Consider the following 17894-nt stretch of genomic DNA (forward strand, 5'->3'; position numbering starts at 1 on the left):
AGTTCTGAGTATTGGTGGGCCCGCTTGCGCTTGGCTACGGTCGCCGCAAATGCGATTACAGCCGCGCGCTTGCGGTGTAGTGGATGAAGGACTGCACGTGGGGAACAGCATTGGGGCCACCCGTCGAGAATCCGTTTTTGGAAACGTTGAAAATCCCCGGATTTATGGTGGCGTTATGGTTCCATGTTGACGTGTTGGACGTGGGGTAGGACATCTTGCTCGCGTTACCTGCGCCGTCCCAATAATTGACGCTCGGAGCGACACGCATGGGCACGTCAAAGTTAACCGCCCCATGCCCGGTCGCAGACGCATCATTCATTCCGCCAGCAACTAGACCTGCCGTGGTGGCGGTGCCAGGTACTGTTTCCGGCTCGTAGCTTTTGCGCCAGTAGCGCTTGCACTTGCGCAATTCGTCATCGAGATCGGGAAGTTGGAAAGACGGCGCGGCGCTGCCCTCGTAAAGACCGACGTCGAACAGCTCGAACACGTTTCCGTTCGTTCCCATGAGGTTGAACTGGTTGGGGGATCCGAACACATTCGTCGCCTGCCAGCTACCTGCAGCTTGCTGGAAGCCGCTGCCGGCCATTAAGCCCCACCGTATCCAGAGCCCTACAGTGTTGTCCTTTGCCCAAACGCCAGTCTGGTCCCCGGGAATCGTAACGCTCTTGGTCACGTCCGTGTTGGCTTCCGGACCTGAGATCGTGTACTCGGCAACGTAGCTACGATTTTGCGCAGCATTGAGGAACGTCACACTGTACGTCCCTGCCGGTGCCTTGACGCCGAACTGCACGGTGACAGTTTTTGCTGAGGCGGACCCGTACAGCAGATCGCCCGCGCGAAGGCCTTCGATCTTCTGGTCAATCCAGACAATATCCGATCCACCCAGAACCGCATCGGCCGTGGTCACGGTGACCCGCAGTCTGTTAGGGGAGCCGCCGGGGGTGACACTGGCAACCTGCGCGGCAGAATAAACCGCACTTGTCGTTCCGTAATTGACGGCGAACTGATCCACCGGGAAGTAACCCGGCGCGCTGCCGGCCGTCGTTCCGTTCTCCTGCGACACCATCATGGCGCTGTTCAGAAGATAGTTCTTCTTCAGGACGTCGAGATTGGCGCGCGCCTGCGCTTTTTGCGCGGCGGTCAGAGTCTGCGCAGCATAACGGATCAGCGAAAGCGTCGTGGCAAAAGATGCCGCGTTGAATTCCGAGCCGTTGTTGGCCGCAGTGACATCTCCCGGGCCGGTATCGCCAGCGCGAGAGAACGTTACCGCGAACGTGTCGGCATTGGTAAACGCGCCGCTGCCGGCGCCGTTCGCCAGGGTGAGCTTGCGGTAGCCCGTACCGTCGACCACCGAACCGGTCATGCGAAACTGTGCCCAAACGGTTGGGTCGGTTGTCTTCTCGAACCGAACGTAACCCTTGGTCGTTCCCGTGCTGTCGTCCCAGGTGTCAAGGATAGCCGTGATTGACGCGCCGCCGACCTGCGTGTTGTCGATATAGGCGGCCGTGGCGCTGGCCGGCGTTGCATTGTTGAGCCGGAAAACGCCCGCGCCGGGATCGGCATCAGCGGTCGTGGTGGAATAGGTCAGTTTGATTCCGGCTACATCGCCCTTGGCGCCCGTCGCGCCCGCGTCACCCTTGCTCGCCAGCAATTGCCAATAGGTCGTATTCGGCGGCGTGTGGTTCGTGTGGTCGAGCACGCAAACATAGCTCGCTCCGTCCAGCGACACGACATCACCGACGACGTAATCTGTGCCGCTGTCCCATGCTCCGGTAAGGTTGAATCCCTTGTAAATACCGAGAAAGGTCCAGACGCCCGCGATCTTGACCCAAGTCTTGCCGGTCGTCGGCTGGAACGCATACTGCCCGTCATCCCCAAGCGAAGGATCCGGCTCTGTTTCATCGATGTCGACAAAGACGAAATAGCCCGAGGTATTGAACGCCGCAACGAGTTCATTGACCGTCGCCATGGCCTCAGAGCCCGCAAAGCGCTGCGGCGATACCTTCCAGATCGTATAGGCAACACCCGTCTGCGCGCCGCCGCCCCACGGCGGAATGATCAGATGCGTGGTGTCGGTCACATCCGAAATGACGGACTGAAAATTGCCAATCTGGAAAATGTCGCCGGGCTTGACGTTCGTTCCGGACCAGATCGTGCTCGTGCCCGTGACGGTCGTTCCGCCTGCGCCAACGGTGGCCAGGCCGGTGGAATAGCTTGCAAGCGCTGTCATTTGTGTTTCCGTGCGCTAAGGATTGCGTTCGCTTCCTCGCTCGGAAGCCATCGGCCGTCGACCTTCTGCCAATATCTGCCGGTTGAAGGCTGAAAAGCGACCAGACCGCGCGCGTCGGGCGGTGGCTCCGTTAGGTCGGGTGGAAGGTTGTGAAGTTCAGTCATTCGATCTCATCCGGCCACCGCTTCAGCACCTGGATCCGGATCCCTTCAGCGTCGACCTGCGTGTGTTGCGCAAAGCCACCGACAAGCCCAGTGACGGTGGCGCCCCCGAACGTTCCTGCATCGGGTTGGTAAAACTGCGCGGCGCGCTGCTTCTCAAGCAGCCGCAATCCATCCTCGGGGGACTGCATGTCTGATGCGTCCACGGTGGGGCGGATGTATCGGTCGACCGCTCGTCCCTTGAAAATGCCGTGCTCAAAATGGCATTCGACGAGATGGATCAACGGGCCGGTATTCTCTGACCAACCTGCAAGCACGACATCGCACCGGCCCGTCAGGTTTTGGCCAAGTGCCTTTGTCCGAGTGGAGCACATCTTGATCAGATCCGGCATTGCCTCAGCGAGTGAGGGCAACTCTGCGAACTGATTCTCCAAGAGCTGTGCAGACAGCAGAGTCGGCACCGCGACGTGGCCTGTGGTCGCAAAAATGCAGTTGTTCTGAGGTATCGTGTATACTTTTGTCCCTATGCCACCAGGTTTACCGGACGCCGAGTCGCACCACAAGCCATCCGAGAAGACATGAACTGCGTGCTCGGATCTGAAGGCAGAGATCGCAGTCATTCGTCGTCCCCTTCGGTCTCAGCCTCTTCGGCGGTTTCGAGGATTTCTGCTTCGCCGCACAGGGTGCCAGTGATGCCGACGGTCGCGAGAGCGGCGCCGGCCAATGCTGTAAAAATTGCCATCAAAGTCTCCGTTGGAAGTTAATCTAGAAGGTCGTCTTCGGGCTCTTCAGGCGCCCAACTAAGCTTGCTTGCATCAGTGGGCGTCATCCCCATCGAACCGAGACACAACCGCAGCAGCCCCATTGCCTGCACGCCAACATCCTGACCTGAGGCGAGGCGCGCTCGTACGACGCTGGCGATTTCCACAAGGCCCCGGTGGCTAAAGTTCAACCAGGGGGCCTCACCTTCGAAGGTATGCCAGACCTCCGCCTGAGCCGGCTTCATCCATTTGGGCGGCTTACCTAGCGGTGCAGCGGTAGGTTCGTTGCGCCGCTTATGGCGTTCCGGGTGAACAATCTCACGGCCCTCAATGAGGGCCTTCGCCCTCGGTAGACGTGGTTTCGGCAAATCCTGCCCTCAACTTTTGAATGGGAGAAGCGCGCAAAAAGGGGGGACCCGGGTAGCAAGTGCCGAGGGCCTGAAGCCCATCGGACACCCCTCACCCGTCAACCGGCCAGCCGTCCGCCCCGAACGTCACCACGGCCTGCCCAAGGTCTTCGCGCTGACCGCGTGATGCATGACAGGCCTTGCAGGTGGAGACGAATGGGCCCGAGAAAAAACGACCGATGTCGCCCTTGTGAGGGCCATCGTGGTGCACTTCGGTAGCTGGCTCGACTACGCCTTGCTCTAGACACCATTCGCACAGCGGCTGCATCGCCAACTGTGCTGCCCTTGTCGCGCGCCATTGGGCGGTGCTGTAGAGCTTGCGCCACTGCTTGGCTTCGGGACTGCGATGGTCGGTCACGCAATCCCACGCCGCAGCTGCGCTTCTCGAATTCGTCGGAGTGCAGCCTGACTGTTGGTTTCGGCAACAGAGCGCGAGCTAATCCAAGCGCTGGTCGCCTCATACGCTGGATTCGCTAAAAGCGAAATTTCGTAAAGCTCGATTTCGCGAATGATGCGGAGTGGCATCTCATCATCGTCCGACCAATCATGCCACAGCACCCGGAATCCGAACGAGCAGCCTTTCACCGCGCGGCTGCGCACCGTACCCAGCGCCTCTTGACCGGATGGCGTGCTGGCATCCACGTCCAGTTCAAAGGACAATCCGATTGGCGTATCCTTGAGGCGGAGCGAACCTGCCGCCTGCCGTCCCAATACTCGGCCCCAATCATGGGCTAGCAAGGCCACCACATCGCCAGTGGCGATGGTCTTGGAAAATGCGCCCCGCGCGATCTTTTCGGTATACTCGCCGCCAATGATTGTCGGCGAGTCATAGAGCGCGCAATAACCTCGAATGATGGTGCCGGCTTGCTCCGCGGAAGCGTCACGGACCTCTATATCAGCGGCCGGCACGCTTGGCTTCCCTCCGTTTTGCGTCGAGCTTCTCTTGCCTGTTCTTCCGCAAAGCTCGCGCAATCGCGAGCGGGGTAGGATCATCGACGTTCAGAACCTTACCGCGCAAGGTGACTTTCGCCTTCGGCTTAACTCGCTGCTTTTCGGCACGCTCAAACATTGTAACCAGCCTCCGCGCATTCCTTCAAGAAATAGGAGATTTTGCCGTCTGTCCTATCGCCAAGAAAGAACGGAACCACCGGGTTTAAATAGGCTCTAGCAACATCCTCACGATCCAAGTCATCAAAAAGCTCATCAAGCGACCGACGAGCGGCTTCCACCTCACTCAACAATGTGCACAGGACCCGAAGGCGACGACCGTATTCAGGCCGCACGGTTGCACAAACCATTGCGCTGGCTCGGCCGCGGGCCTCTTCCACACGTCGGCGGAGAATTTCTTGCGCGGCCTCGATGTTGGCCATTTCCGTCGCCACTACGCGGAGCCGCTGCGATAATCCGGTGACGGAGTCCTCGGGATCGCCAAGCAATCGCGCAACGTCGGGCGCAACACGCTGGCCACCAGCAGCTTTTTCAGCTTCGATATCGCGATCGAGTTTCGAGCGCTCGTCGCGCAGGTTGACATAGCGATTATGCAACTCGTTCTGCTTGGCAACCAGGGCCGCATATTCCGGGCTTGATTCCGCCAATGTCGGAATGCGATACGGCTCTGCCGCCGTGGCCTTCTTTAAAGTAGCCATTTAGAACAAATCCCTCATCAAATTTGCGAACGACTCACCCCTAACCAACCCAGCGACGCGGCGCGGCGCCTGCTGATGAGTTGCAAGCTGGCCCGGCAACACGAAGCGATTCACAGTGCCTTCCGGTGTATGCGCGGACATCTCTCTCCATCCGTGGGCGAATTCAAAACGATGGCCGCGAAGGTCATCGACAGCGGCGGCGGAGCCACCAACCGCTACCTCGGATTGGGTTTCCAAATATTCCAGGGCAGACCGCGGGATGCTGGCCGGCGCATCCGCTGACAGGACAGCACCGCCAGGAGTCATCACGCTGTACGCGCGGGCATGTTCCGCGGCCTCAGCCAGCACGGGGGCTGACATCAGCGTGGCGAGCAGCAAGCAAACGTCGCGATGCTCCAGTTCGGGAGCGCGGCCGGGGCCGCCGAGTGGCAGCAGATCGTTTTCTTGCAATCTCCGAGCGACGCTATAGCCGCGCGATCTGGGAAAGCCGATGTGTCGCTCGATCGCGTCGAGCACAGCGTTCAACGTGGCCAATTGGCCATCCTCCATAAATTGTTAGTTGCGACTGTTGGGGCAAATAATAAGCCGCGGCGCGGCTTGAAAAGAGGTGCGCCGGGATCGAACCGGCGCGAGTTGCACAACACGTAGAGGGTAAGCGCCCCCACGGGGTATTTGGCGGAATGAGTGGCAGATTAGGGACTTCGGTCCAACCGCGGGCACTCGCGAGTAACTAGTTTGAAATTGCCAGTGGCCTAATTGGAACACCGGCCGGGTTGGCCTGTTGCCCTGTTATCACCGGGATCCATCAAGGCGACCCCTGACCGAGAGACAATGCTGCGCTCCCCGCCCCACGGAGGAGCCGCTATGCCCCGCTACTATTTCCACGTCCTGAACGGCAAAATGTTGATCGATGACGTCGGCCTCGAAGTGACCGACATTGAGATTGTCAAAGTAGAGGCAGTGAAGTACGCCGGCACCGTCCTGTCGTCGGAGCAGCCGACAGACATGTGGAAAGGGATAGCCTGGCACATGAAGGTCACGGACGCCCCATCACCTGACGAAGGGCAAACCTACCTCACGCTCACCTTAACCGCCACGGACGGCGCTGCTTAGTTAGAGAGAGTTCCAGAGGCGGTGGTCAATATTGCTCAGTTTTGGTCCGCCACAGGTGTTAACAACATCTATCATCGCGAGGCCCTTGGCATATATCGGTGATGAGAACGCCATCACGCGCTCCCGCCTCCTTCCTCTGGATAGGAGCTAGCGCCATGCAGCGACGCCGTATCAAGCAAATCGCATCACTTGAAGAACGACTTGCCGCAGAGGCCTTGCGCCTTCGTCAGGAAGCCAGATCGCTTCCACCGGGTATCGAGCGGGAGCGAGCGATCCGCAAAGCCCGGCAAGCGGAGACCGGCTCGCATATCAGCGAATGGCTGAACTCTCCCGGACTACAGCCGCCCGAATGATCTGCGCTAGCTAGATAGAGTCTAAACCAATTAGCAGAACTTTTTACCGGTATTCACGTATTACGGAGTATGAACCGTGAGCACGAAAAGCAGGTACTTGAGGAGAGGTTGGAGCGTTGTCGTGAGCTGGCGCTGCAGTTCCCGACAGGCGCGACGGCGGATTTGATCCGGGAGCTAGAAGCCGACCTTCGGGAGCAGCTCCTCGCGCTACAGAAGAATAAGGCCGCCAGCTGAGGCGGCCTCTTCCATTCCATGAGCCCTCACGCCGCCTCCCGATCGGCGGCATCCCGCTTGGCGTACTCCGCCATCAGCTTTACGATTGCGCCGTCAACCAGCTTTACAGCCATGCGCTCGCCGCTCTTGGCACTCAGCCCTAACTCCTCGCCGATCTCCTCGGCTGTATCCGCCCCCAGGGCCAGCTCCAGCACGCGACAAACTTCCCGCCCTAACCGGCGCTTCATGGCCGTGTGATCCATGCGCCGGGCAGCGTCATCCTGGACGTTCGGCAGCTCGTCGGGCATGTGGCCAGCATCGAGCTTCGCCTTATCCTCGGTCGGACCGCGCGGCTCGCTGAACGTCTCGTTCAGTGAGCGATACCGGCCTCGCGTCTTTACGGCAACGATCCTGCCATGGGCACCAAAGAGGATCCGGTTGGCTCTCTCGGGCCGGCCCTGCTTACGGTCCTCTTCGTCGGCTTCCCACGCCGCCATGATGGCGTCGCCGTCTGGGCACTCCTCGCCGACGCGGGAATCTATGCGACTGATCTCGGTGCGGCCGGTGTCATCGACGGGCGCGTTATCGTTGGCGGCGTGCAGCGCCCCCTCGGGCAGCGACATGCTCTCGTCGTCCGCGTAGCGCTCCAGTGCCTGGATCTCGCGCCAGGCTGCGGCGCGCTTCAGCCTAGCGAAGGTTGGCCAGTGCTGGTTGCGAACGCGAACCTCTCGGTTGTCGTCCTGTGCGGCGCGCAGCTGGGCTACGATGCGACGATGTTCTTCCGGGCTGCGTAGCTGGTTGTCGTTTGCTGGTTTCTTCACGTGAGTGCACCCTTGCAGGGTTTCGTTCTGGCCATTTACTGGCTCATGGGGTGGCCGCTAGCTCGGCTGCACCCGGGAAAATAATCTCGAAACCCACGCCGTAGCGTTTGCGAGGGGCCGCCCGGTAGTTATTGGGCAAGCCCATAGAGATCTAACCCAGCCCCGTTGGAAATCACCCCCGAGGCTATAGCGCGATCAGGCACTTGGCCGCGGAAACGGGGCTGGAGGAAATCACCCCGATTAGGCTGCCTGCTCTTCTGGCAACTCGGCAAACGTGCCCCGGACTATCATGAAGGAACGCCCATGCAGATCTGATGAGTCATTGACCTCATTGACGCGGCAAGCGTCGCATAGGCGACCGAAATGCTCCTGGCCGGCTTCTTGAAGCGAGGCGCTGTGTCCCTCTAAGAGGACGGCAACGCCTCCACGGTCCGTCTGCAATTCCAGCCAACGATCACCGTCTCGCGCAACCACCGCGCTATCAATGATCGTCACCGGCACGCCGTGGGGAACATCGTATTCAATTGCGGACTGCCGAACCCGTCGCGCGGCCTCAGCGATTGCAAAGTGATCCGGTACGTGTTTCTTGCGCACGTCGACTTCCTCTTCATCGTCCTCATCATCGGCTGCGTTGCGGGCACGAGCCGCCCTCGCCTTCACACTCCGATCCGCCTCATCGTATTTCTCAGCAGCCAACCACTTCTCCAGCGGCATCCTGCGCTGGCCTGGCTTCGCACTTGCCGCCCATGCAGCAGCGCGGCTTACGATGTGGTCAACGTCGGGATTGAGTATTGCTTCGAACGCGCGTCTGCTTGCCTGCTTATTTCCGTAGCGGCCGTAGGCTATCCAGATGCGCTCGAACTCTCTTCCCGCCACGGCCGGCGCCTCAGCGCCCGGCCCGCTGGCGGATACTGATTTACTTATACCGTCAGCCGGGCTGTAAGCCGGTGACGGTAAGTAGGATTCAGTGGGAAAAATGGGGGAGGTTTGGCCCGAACCTCCTGCAAGAATCCCAGAGGCACCTCCTGCAAAAATCCCAGAGGTGTTTTCACTAGTGGCAAAATCGCCAGAGGTGTTTGTAGGGTAGGGTTTGGTCGTTGCCCAGCCGGCACGTACTCCGTCACTCTCCCGCTGACGACGTGCCTCATCACAAAGCCCCAATCGTCTAACTCGCGGCACGTCTTGATGATGGTCCTTTCATCCATGCGGGTCGCTCGCTTGATGTAACTGATGCTGGCCCGGCCATTTCCGAAATCACGCCTGAATGCCTGGATTATGACCAGCAGCGCGCTCACGTGGCGCGGCTTGATTCGCCAGTCATATTGAGCGCTAAGCATGGTCCACCACTGCGAGAGAAGGCTGCCAGGCTCAGTCTTTCGCTCTGGTTCGCTGCCCTCAGCCAACGCGCAGCGCTCCGTCCACCGCAGCCTTCACTTCCAGCAGCCATTCTTTCGGCATTTCGGCAACCGGCACCCTGCGCCAATCCGGCTCATCGTCACGGCCATGATAGGTCTTGATGGTGATGTCAGCACCACCGGTGTAGTAGACGTCGTCGATGTAGCTGCCATCTCGAAAAACCATCTGTGCCTCCTGCCTTAGAGCCCCATGCCAACTAGTGGGATCGGAAAGGGCATTTGCTAAATGCCCCTCTCCCATTTTTGCGGAGAGCTAGGAAGCTAGCGCGCGCACGGTAAAGGGCTGGTCGCGCCGGCCTACCCACGGTTAGCCGGAGGCAGCCCGGCCGAGCGGCACTCAAGCAAAACAAACGACCGCAGGCGCTGCCCTGAGACAGATCCTGCGGCCGGTGCCGCGACGGTCCGCACGATCGGCGCGGCACCGGATAGTAGCATATGACCGAGTCTCATGTCTGGTGGTCTGATGACCCGCTCTCGCGCACCAGCCGCGCTACTCGGCGAGGACCTTCCCAAACCTCAACGGACGGATGGGCCTCCAAGAACTTTCTGGCCTTAGCCTCAGCGTCTGTGTCGGTCTGGCAATCGATCTCATAGACCGCACGAGCAACGCCGGTTAAATCTACCGCGTATGCAACGTATCGCATTGCAATCCCTCTGGTCAGGAAGGCTGCATTCACGATTCCCGTGCGCGCTTACCGTTCCATCGGTCCCCGTAAGAGAGGCGGCGGTAAAGGGCTCTAATTGGGTTCGGGTGTACCCGGGGGCCATACTGGCTGCGGTCCCACGTAGGGCAGCGTTACTTCTACGTGTTCCGCATATAAATACACGCCTAGGGAACAAATGCTGACCTATTTCCGAGTGTTCCTTTCCGGGGAACAAACGGGGGACGCACACAGCTTAAAATAGAGTTAGCGGGTTGTACGGTTGTGTGTTGGTCCCGCCGCTCAGAGCGAACGGCCCCGGGCATCTCCGGGGCTGGACTGAGACGCACCGAGACCGCCCGACGCACCATACTCAACGCGGCGCGCCGGCTGATATCGTCCGCCCCGAGGATCGCGTGCAGAGTCTCAAATGAGAGGGCGCCGCAAATTTAATCTGGGGTGCTCGATAGGAGCGGCACCGAACGCCGCGTGAACACGGCAATGGATGGCAACGATACGCCGCGAACGAACCGCGAAGCACCGAACAAACAGCGGCAAAAAACGCAGTTAATTCAACGGCAGTAATTCAGATATTGCCGTTTACACCGAGAGGGTCCGCGGTTCGAATCCGTGACCGCCCACCAGCCTTCGCTCGCTTCGCGAGCTACGGCTCGGCGGGCCAGCACGGCAGGTCATGCGCGCGAAGCGAGCGAAGGCTGCCGCCGAAGCCCACCGGGCGAAGGTGGGCTCGGCGAGCCGACCTCAATCCTTCGGCCTCCCCGGCAGCAGCGGCACGGCATCGATCCACACCGCCGCGGATTGACACCAGATCTGCTTGACGGGCCGCAACTGGTCGCGCTGGCGGATAGAACCCCAGCGGATGCCCCAATCATCAGCCTGGTCGCCCTCGCCGCTGGTGAACAGAGGCGAACCGCAGTCGGCGCAGAAGTGCTGGAAGCGCATCCGGCCATTGTCGCCGCGCTTGCCGTAGATTTTCGGCGTGCCGCCGGTCACTTGGACGTCGGCCTTGGTGCAGATCGCAGTCACCCGAAACGGCGAGCCGGTCAGCGTCTGGCAGTCGCGGCAGTGGCACACCGAGACTGCCTCCGGATCGATCTCGGCCTCAAAGGTGATTGTCCCGCAATGGCATTGCCCGTCGATCTGCATTGCCTCGTCCCCTTCCCCCAAACAAAAACGGCGCCCGAAGGCGCCGTTTTATCATCTTTCGCTTGAGATCAGTGAGCGGTCAGACCGCCGGCCGCTTCATCGCCGTCCGGCTTCACCGTCACCTTGGTGTCCTCTTCCCAGACGATCGGCGTGGGCTTCTTCACCAGCGCCTTGGCGACGACATCGTCGAGACGGGAGACCGGGATGATCTCCATGCCGCCCTTGATCGCATCGGAAATCTCCGTGAGATCCTTGGCGTTGTCTTCGGGGATCAGCACCGTCTTGATGCCGCCGCGGGCCGCAGCCAACAGCTTCTCCTTGAGGCCGCCGATCGGCAGCACGCGGCCGCGCAGCGTGATCTCGCCGGTCATCGCGACATCGTGGCGGACCGGGATGCCGGTCATGACCGAGATGATCGCGGTGGCCATGGCCACGCCCGCGGACGGACCATCCTTCGGCGTCGCACCTTCCGGCACGTGCACGTGGATGTCGCGCCGGTCGAACAGCGGCGGCTCGACGCCGTAATTGATCGCCCGCGAGCGGACGTAGGACGCCGCCGCCGAGATCGACTCCTTCATGACGTCGCGCAGATTGCCCGTGACCGTCATCTTGCCCTTGCCGGGCATCATGACGCCTTCGATCGTCAGCAGCTCGCCGCCGACATCGGTCCAGGCAAGGCCGGTCACGATGCCGACCTGCGGTTCGCTCTCGATCTCACCGAAGCGGTACTTCGGCACGCCGAGCAGCTCTTCCAGAGTCTTCTCGGTGACCTTGACCGACTTCTTCTTGGAGATCATCAGCTCCTTCACCGCCTTGCGGGCCAGTGTGGAGAGCTCACGCTCCAGATTACGCACGCCCGCTTCGCGGGTGTAGCGGCGGATCAGAAGCAGCAGCGCGTCGTCGTCGATCGAGAACTCCTTGGAGTCCAGGCCGTGCTTGGACACCGCGTTCGGGATCAGATGCTTGCGCGAGATCTCGACCTTCTCGTTCTCGGTGTAGCCCGCGATCCGGATGATCTCCATGCGGTCCATCAGCGGGCCCGGAATATTGAGCGTATTCGCGGTGGTGATGAACATCACGTTGGAAAGATCGTAGTCGACCTCGAGATAATGGTCGTTGAACGTCCCGTTCTGCTCGGGGTCGAGAACCTCGAGCAGCGCCGAGGACGGGTCGCCGCGGAAATCGGCGCCCATCTTGTCGATCTCGTCCAGGAGGAAGAGCGGATTGGACGACTTCGCCTTGCGCATCGACTGGATGATCTTGCCGGGCATCGAGCCGATATAGGTGCGGCGGTGACCGCGGATCTCGGCCTCGTCGCGCACGCCGCCGAGCGAGACGCGCACGAACTCGCGCCCCGTCGCCTTCGCGATCGACTTGCCGAGCGAGGTCTTGCCGACGCCGGGAGGCCCGACGAGGCACAGGATCGGGCCGGTCAGCTTGTTGGCGCGCGACTGCACCGCGAGATACTCGACGATGCGTTCCTTCACCTTCTCCAGCCCGTAGTGATCGGAGTCCAGGATGGACTGCGCGGCCTCCAGGTCCTTCTTCACCTTGGACTTCTTGTTCCACGGGATCGACAGCAGCCAGTCCAGATAGTTGCGCACGACGGTCGCTTCCGCGGACATCGGCGACATCTGACGCAGCTTCTTCAATTCGTGCTGCGCCTTCTCGCGCGCTTCCTTGGAGAGCTTGGTCTTGGAGATCTTCTCTTCGAGATCGGCGAGCTCGTCGCGACCGTCGTCGTCGCCGAGTTCCTTCTGGATCGCCTTCATCTGCTCGTTGAGATAATACTCGCGCTGGGTCTTCTCCATTTGTCGTTTGACGCGAGAACGAATCCGCTTCTCGACCTGCAGCACCGAGATCTCGCTCTCCATCAGGCCCAGCACCTTCTCCAGGCGCGTGGTGACCGACAGCGTCTCCAGGATGCCCTGGCGATCGGCGATCTTGACCGCGAGATGCGAGGCAACCGTGTCGGCGAGCTTGGCGAAATCGGTGATCGCCTGCACGACGCCCACGACCTCGGCCGAGATCTTCTTGTTGAGCTTCACGTAGCTCTCGAAATCGGACACGACCGAGCGCGCCAGCGCTTCGGCTTCGACCGATTTCGCATCGGTGTCGGCGAGCGCGACCGCGGTGGCTTCATAATAGTCGGCGCGATCGGTGTACTTCGCCACGCGCGCACGCTCGAGCCCTTCGACCAGCACCTTCACGGTGCCATCAGGGAGCTTCAGGAGCTGCAGCACGCTGGCGAGCGTACCGGTCTCGTAAATGGCATCGGGCGCCGGATCATCATCGGACGCGTTCTTCTGCGTCGCGAGCATGATCAGCGCGTCGTTCTTCATCACCTCTTCGAGCGCGCGGATCGACTTCTCGCGGCCGACGAAGAGCGGAACGATCATGTGCGGGAAGACGACGATGTCGCGCAGCGGCAGCACGGGGTAAGCGTGCGTTTCGCCATGGACGATGGTTGGCCGGGGTTTGGGATTAGTCATGGCCTTTTCCTTTTGCTTTGCCCCCTCGCACGCAGCCCGCTGATCATGCGCAACCGCCACAAGGTGCCGAGGTGATCCGCAAGACGGTCGGTCCGCTTGTGCCTTGGACCGGCTTGCCGGATCGGAACTGAGGCGAATCTTGAAGAGAATTTTCGCTCGCCGCCGACATTAGGTGGCTATCGACAAGGGGGGTGTCAAGTCATTGAAAAACGCGCGCCATCAGGCGCTTACGCAACGCGGTAAGCGACGCAACACCGGCTGCGGAGATACATGTCCGCAGCCCGATTTGATGAGACGATTGGAGCGTTCCAGCGCCGATCAGGCGCTGGCGTTCTCGACCGCGCGATCCGACCGATCGGCGTAGATGTAGAGCGGACGCGCGGTGCCTTCCACGACTTCCCGCGAGATCACGACCTCTTCCACACCTTCCAGGCCCGGCAGGTCGAACATGGTCTCGAGCAGGATCGCTTCGAGGATCGACCGCAGGCCGCGCGCACCGGTCTTGCGCTCGATCGCCTTGCGGGCGACCGCGCCAAGCGCCTCGTCGGCGAAGGTCAGCTCGATGTTCTCCATCTCGAACAGCCGCTGGTACTGTTTCACCAGCGCGTTCTTCGGCTCGGTGAGGATCTTCTTCAGCGAGGTCTCGTCCAGGTCCTCGAGCGTCGCCACGACGGGCAGACGGCCGACGAATTCGGGAATGAGGCCGTACTTCAGGAGGTCCTCCGGCTCGACGTGACGGAAGATCTCGCCGGTACGGCGATCCTCCGGCGCGAGCACCTGGGCACCGAAGCCGATCGAGGTCGACCGTCCGCGTGCCGAAATGATCTTTTCGAGACCGGCGAAGGCGCCGCCGCAGATGAACAGGATGTTGGTGGTATCCACCTGCAGGAACTCCTGCTGCGGATGCTTGCGGCCGCCCTGCGGCGGGACCGAAGCCACCGTGCCTTCCATGATCTTGAGCAACGCTTGCTGCACGCCCTCACCCGACACGTCGCGCGTGATCGAGGGATTGTCGGACTTGCGGCTGATCTTGTCGATTTCGTCGATGTAGACGATGCCGCGCTGGGCGCGCTCGACATTGTAGTCGGCGGCCTGGAGCAGCTTCAGGATGATGTTCTCGACGTCCTCGCCGACATAGCCGGCTTCCGTCAGCGTGGTCGCGTCCGCCATGGTGAACGGCACGTCGAGGATGCGGGCCAGCGTCTGCGCGAGCAGCGTCTTGCCCGAGCCGGTCGGACCGATCAGCAGGATGTTCGACTTCGCGAGCTCGACGTCGTTGTGCTTGGTCTGGTGGTTGAGGCGCTTGTAGTGGTTGTGCACCGCGACCGAGAGGACCTTCTTCGCATGGCTCTGACCGATCACGTAATCGTCCAGCACCTTGCAGATTTCCTTCGGCGTCGGAATGCCGTCGCGCGACTTGACCAGCGAGGATTTGTTCTCCTCGCGGATGATGTCCATGCAGAGCTCGACGCACTCGTCGCAAATGAAGACCGTGGGACCCGCGATCAGTTTGCGGACTTCGTGCTGGCTCTTGCCGCAGAACGAGCAATATAGCGTGTTCTTGGAGTCGCTCGTGCCGACCTTACTCATTCATGTCTCCGTCCGCGGTTCGATCCCGTTCCGCTCGATCGCTCCATTCCGACACGAGGGCCGGCATGAAGCTTAAGTAGAGCAAATTCCGTACCAAAAAAGACCCTACGCTTTACACACCGTGCGAATCACGGTCACTCGATTCTCCCGCGATCATAGCCGATCAGTCGTAGCCAACCATGCTGTCACCCGACTATCAAGAATTCGCTAATCGGGGCTCGCTGACTACCCGTGACAATACCGTGATTTCCGGCCTTGGCACGGGCGAAGTGATCGAAATCACCCCGGCGTTGCTGGATTGCCACGAAAAACAAGCACGAAAGCGGAACTTTCTGCCTGTCGCAGGGCGCAAAACCACGTTTTGCGATGCGCGCACGTGCACCTAACGTGAACGTCGCCCTGACGGTCCCGGCGATCCCCAGAAAGTTGTCGGAGGATCGCCGTCGCGACCAGTAGTGCTACGAGACCTTCGGCGACGCCGGTTCCTCGGCGCGCTTGTCGATCACCTTGTCGACCAGACCGAACTCCTTGGCGTCGTTCGCCGTCAGGAACTTGTCGCGCTCCAGCGCGTCCTCGATCGTCTTGTAGGTCTGGCCGGTGTGCTTCACGTAGATCTCGTTGAGCCGCTTCTTCAGGTTCAAGATTTCCTGGGCGTGCAGCATGATGTCGGTGGCCTGGCCCTGGAAGCCGCCGGAGGGCTGGTGAACCATGATGCGTGCGTTGGGCAGCGAGAAGCGCATGTCCTTCTCGCCGGCCGCGAGCAGCAGCGAGCCCATCGAGGCAGCCTGACCCGTGCACAGCGTCGACACCGGCGGGCGGATGAACTGCATGGTGTCGTAGATGGCAAGGCCCGACGTCACCACGCCGCCCGGCGAGTTGATGTACATCGAGATTTCCTTCTTCGGATTTTCCGCCTCAAGGAACAACAGCTGCGCGACGACCAGCGTCGACATGCCGTCCTCGACCGGGCCGGTCAGGAAGATGATGCGCTCTTTCAGCAGGCGCGAGAAAATGTCGTAGGCGCGCTCGCCACGGTTGGTCTGCTCGACCACCATGGGCACGAGGTTCATGTAGGTTTCAACCGGATCGCGCATGAGTCACCTAGGGTTTCGGAGACGGACATCGCCGGGCAGGCTTGCCAGTTTGGCTGGATTTGCCGGAGGGGCGGATGGACGTCCTGTGATGCAGGAACTTGGTAGAGCTAGAAGGCGTACCGACAGATATAGCCCAATTCGCGCCTGACAAGTGCGGAGCGCATTAAGGCTTAATCCGACCGGCAGTTGAAGCTGATTCGTACAAAGAGGCCCAGCCGGCCATCTGGCTAGCTGGGCCCCTTCGCCGATCATCCTTAATGGGAGGCTATCCAAAACGCTCAGGCAGCGGTCTTTTCCGCCTCGTCGTCCTTGTAGAGGTCCTCGCGCGAAACCTTCGTCTCGGTCACGTTGGCGAGCTCGAGGATGAAGTCGACCACCTTGTCCTCATAGATCGGTGCACGAAGCTGGGCGAGCGCCTGGGCGTTGTTGCGGTAATAGTCCCAGACCTCCTTCTCGCGGCCGGGCATCTGGCGCGCCCGCTCGATCACGGCACGGCCGACCTCGTCGTCGGTCACGCTGATCTTGTTCTTCTCGCCGATCTCCGACAGGACGAGGCCGAGCCGCACGCGGCGGTCGGCGATCTTGCGATACTCTTCCTTGGCGGCGTCTTCAGTGGTGTTCTCGTCGGCGAAGGCCTTGCCGGCGGAGGCCATCTCGGCCTTAACCGAGTTCCACATCAGATTGAACTCCTCGTCGACCAGCGAGGGCGGCGCCTCGAAGCGATGCGCCTCGTCGAGACGGTCGAGCAGCGCGCGCTTGACGCGCTGGCGCGTCGCGGTCGCGAACTCGGCAGTCAGCCGCTCGCGTGCGGCTTCCTTCAGCTTGTCGAGCGATTCGAGGCCGAGCGTCTTGGCGAACTCGTCGTTGATCGCGAGGTCCTGCGGCGCCTCGATCAGCGTCGCGGTGGTCTCGAACTCGGCGGGCTGGCCGGCGAGCTTGTCGTTCATGTAGTTCTGCGGGAACGACACTTTCAACGTGCGCGTCTCGCCCGCGCCGATGCCGATGAGTTGCTCCTCGAAGCCGGGGATGAAGGTGTTGGAGCCGATGACGACCTGGATGCCTTCGCCGGTGCCGCCCTCGAACAGTTCGCCGTTGATGCTGCCCTTGAAGTTGATGGTGACGCGATCACCCGAGGCGGCCTTGGCGCCCTCGCCCTTGTCGGCAAAGCTGCGGTTGGAATCGGCGATGCGCTTGATCGCTTCGTCGACATCGGCGTCGGTGACCTCGGCGACGGGCTTCTCGACCTGGAAGGTCTTGAAGTCGGCGAGCGCAATCGACGGAACCACTTCGATCGCGACCGTATAGGTCAGATCGGTCTTGCCCGAGAGCAGTTCCTCGACCTCGGCCTGCTCGCTCGGCATGGTGATCTTCGGCTCGGTCGCGAGGCGGAAGCCGCGCTCGGAGAACAGCTGCGTGTTGGTGTCGCGGATGGTCTGGTCGATGGTCTCGGCCATCACCGAACGGCCATAGACCTTCTTCAGGTGAGCGACCGGTACCTTGCCCGGCCGAAAGCCGTTGATGCGAACCTTGTCCTTGAGGTCGACGAGCTTGGCACCGGCCTTGGCGTCAAGATCAGACGCGGGAACGCTGATCTTGAACTCGTGCTTCAAACCTTCCGCGAGGGTTTCTGTGACCTGCATGGCGTCCAATCTTCTTCTCGTTCGGCCCCGGCGCGCATGCATCGGGACGCTGTCATTAATCGATCCAGCGCGAGGCGGACGCCTCAACGCCGGTGGTTCATCGGACCGCTCCAAGCGGCCAAACATCCGCGAGGAAGGTCTCGTAATCCG

General features: G+C 61.0%; 19 protein-coding genes. 3 read left to right on the forward strand and 16 right to left on the reverse strand.

What is annotated here, in order from left to right; genetic code table 11:
* Window positions 1-55: 55 nt before the first annotated feature.
* The 8 genes from LPJ38_RS26470 to LPJ38_RS26500 all read right to left on the reverse strand — a co-directional run bounded on the left by LPJ38_RS26470 (window position 56) and on the right by LPJ38_RS26500 (window position 5739).
* A complete protein-coding gene (locus tag LPJ38_RS26470; RefSeq protein WP_158644741.1) occupies window positions 56-2230 on the reverse strand; it encodes a carbohydrate-binding protein in 2175 nt (724 codons plus the stop codon).
* Window positions 2231-2390: 160 nt separating this feature from the next.
* Window positions 2391-3011 (reverse strand): hypothetical protein, encoded by a 621-nt coding sequence (locus LPJ38_RS26475; RefSeq protein WP_145630137.1) that lies wholly within the window; start codon window positions 3009-3011, stop codon window positions 2391-2393.
* Entirely contained in the window at window positions 3008-3133 is a 126-nt protein-coding gene (locus tag LPJ38_RS38015; RefSeq protein ID WP_283811458.1) for a hypothetical protein, read from the reverse strand. The genes LPJ38_RS26475 and LPJ38_RS38015 overlap by 4 nt, the downstream gene beginning before the upstream one ends.
* A 478-nt stretch (window positions 3134-3611) precedes the next feature.
* Window positions 3612-3917 carry an HNH endonuclease gene (locus LPJ38_RS26480; protein ID WP_145630135.1) on the reverse strand — a complete coding sequence of 102 codons (306 nt, stop codon included), beginning with the start codon at window positions 3915-3917 and terminating at the stop codon, window positions 3612-3614.
* Window positions 3914-4468 carry an HK97 family phage prohead protease gene (locus LPJ38_RS26485; protein WP_231088408.1) on the reverse strand — a complete coding sequence of 185 codons (555 nt, stop codon included), beginning with the start codon at window positions 4466-4468 and terminating at the stop codon, window positions 3914-3916. Before LPJ38_RS26485 ends, LPJ38_RS26480 begins: the two co-directional genes overlap by 4 nt.
* A complete protein-coding gene (locus LPJ38_RS26490; RefSeq protein WP_231088409.1) occupies window positions 4455-4628 on the reverse strand; it encodes a hypothetical protein in 174 nt (57 codons plus the stop codon). Before LPJ38_RS26490 ends, LPJ38_RS26485 begins: the two co-directional genes overlap by 14 nt.
* Window positions 4621-5205: a hypothetical protein gene (locus tag LPJ38_RS26495; RefSeq protein ID WP_145630133.1), complete on the reverse strand. Its 585-nt coding sequence runs from the start codon at window positions 5203-5205 to the stop codon at window positions 4621-4623. The genes LPJ38_RS26490 and LPJ38_RS26495 overlap by 8 nt, the downstream gene beginning before the upstream one ends.
* On the reverse strand, window positions 5206-5739 hold the full coding sequence (locus LPJ38_RS26500) for a hypothetical protein (RefSeq protein ID WP_145630132.1): 534 nt from the start codon (window positions 5737-5739) through the stop codon (window positions 5206-5208).
* Window positions 5740-6069: 330 nt separating this feature from the next.
* Here LPJ38_RS26500 and LPJ38_RS26505 point away from each other — a divergent pair, with 330 nt between their 5' ends.
* Window positions 6070-6318 carry a DUF6894 family protein gene (locus tag LPJ38_RS26505; RefSeq protein ID WP_145630131.1) on the forward strand — a complete coding sequence of 83 codons (249 nt, stop codon included), beginning with the start codon at window positions 6070-6072 and terminating at the stop codon, window positions 6316-6318.
* Window positions 6319-6473: 155 nt separating this feature from the next.
* On the forward strand, window positions 6474-6671 hold the full coding sequence (locus tag LPJ38_RS26510) for a hypothetical protein (protein WP_145630130.1): 198 nt from the start codon (window positions 6474-6476) through the stop codon (window positions 6669-6671).
* 260 nt (window positions 6672-6931) lie between these two features.
* On the opposite strand, the gene LPJ38_RS26515 is transcribed toward LPJ38_RS26510, so the two are convergent.
* The 6 genes from LPJ38_RS26515 to clpX all read right to left on the reverse strand — a co-directional run bounded on the left by LPJ38_RS26515 (window position 6932) and on the right by clpX (window position 15010).
* Window positions 6932-7705: a hypothetical protein gene (locus tag LPJ38_RS26515; protein ID WP_145630129.1), complete on the reverse strand. Its 774-nt coding sequence runs from the start codon at window positions 7703-7705 to the stop codon at window positions 6932-6934.
* Between the two features lie 240 nt (window positions 7706-7945).
* The gene (locus LPJ38_RS26520) at window positions 7946-8581 is read right to left on the reverse strand and encodes a hypothetical protein (RefSeq protein WP_145630128.1); all 636 of its coding nucleotides are present in this window, start codon (window positions 8579-8581) and stop codon (window positions 7946-7948) included.
* Window positions 8582-9100: 519 nt separating this feature from the next.
* The gene (locus LPJ38_RS26525) at window positions 9101-9286 is read right to left on the reverse strand and encodes a hypothetical protein (protein WP_145630127.1); all 186 of its coding nucleotides are present in this window, start codon (window positions 9284-9286) and stop codon (window positions 9101-9103) included.
* Between the two features lie 1237 nt (window positions 9287-10523).
* Entirely contained in the window at window positions 10524-10928 is a 405-nt protein-coding gene (locus tag LPJ38_RS26530; protein ID WP_145630126.1) for a GFA family protein, read from the reverse strand.
* Window positions 10929-10996: 68 nt separating this feature from the next.
* A complete protein-coding gene (lon, locus tag LPJ38_RS26535; RefSeq protein ID WP_145630125.1) occupies window positions 10997-13420 on the reverse strand; it encodes an endopeptidase La in 2424 nt (807 codons plus the stop codon).
* Between the two features lie 318 nt (window positions 13421-13738).
* Complete coding sequence (gene clpX, locus LPJ38_RS26540) at window positions 13739-15010, reverse strand: ATP-dependent Clp protease ATP-binding subunit ClpX (RefSeq protein WP_008547851.1); 1272 nt, start codon at window positions 15008-15010, stop codon at window positions 13739-13741.
* A 179-nt stretch (window positions 15011-15189) separates the two neighbouring features.
* Between clpX and LPJ38_RS26545 the strand changes: the two genes are divergently transcribed.
* Entirely contained in the window at window positions 15190-15396 is a 207-nt protein-coding gene (locus tag LPJ38_RS26545) for a hypothetical protein (protein ID WP_145630124.1), read from the forward strand.
* Between the two features lie 72 nt (window positions 15397-15468).
* Here LPJ38_RS26545 and LPJ38_RS26550 read toward each other — a convergent pair whose 3' ends face one another.
* Together LPJ38_RS26550 and tig are read right to left on the reverse strand one after the other, a co-directional pair.
* Window positions 15469-16104: an ATP-dependent Clp protease proteolytic subunit gene (locus LPJ38_RS26550; protein ID WP_145630123.1), complete on the reverse strand. Its 636-nt coding sequence runs from the start codon at window positions 16102-16104 to the stop codon at window positions 15469-15471.
* Window positions 16105-16382: 278 nt separating this feature from the next.
* The gene (tig, locus tag LPJ38_RS26555) at window positions 16383-17744 is read right to left on the reverse strand and encodes a trigger factor (RefSeq protein WP_145630122.1); all 1362 of its coding nucleotides are present in this window, start codon (window positions 17742-17744) and stop codon (window positions 16383-16385) included.
* Between the last annotated feature and the right edge of the window lie 150 nt (window positions 17745-17894).

This window comes from Bradyrhizobium daqingense, from assembly GCF_021044685.1.
GTDB classification, from domain to species: Bacteria; Pseudomonadota; Alphaproteobacteria; order Rhizobiales; family Xanthobacteraceae; genus Bradyrhizobium; species Bradyrhizobium daqingense.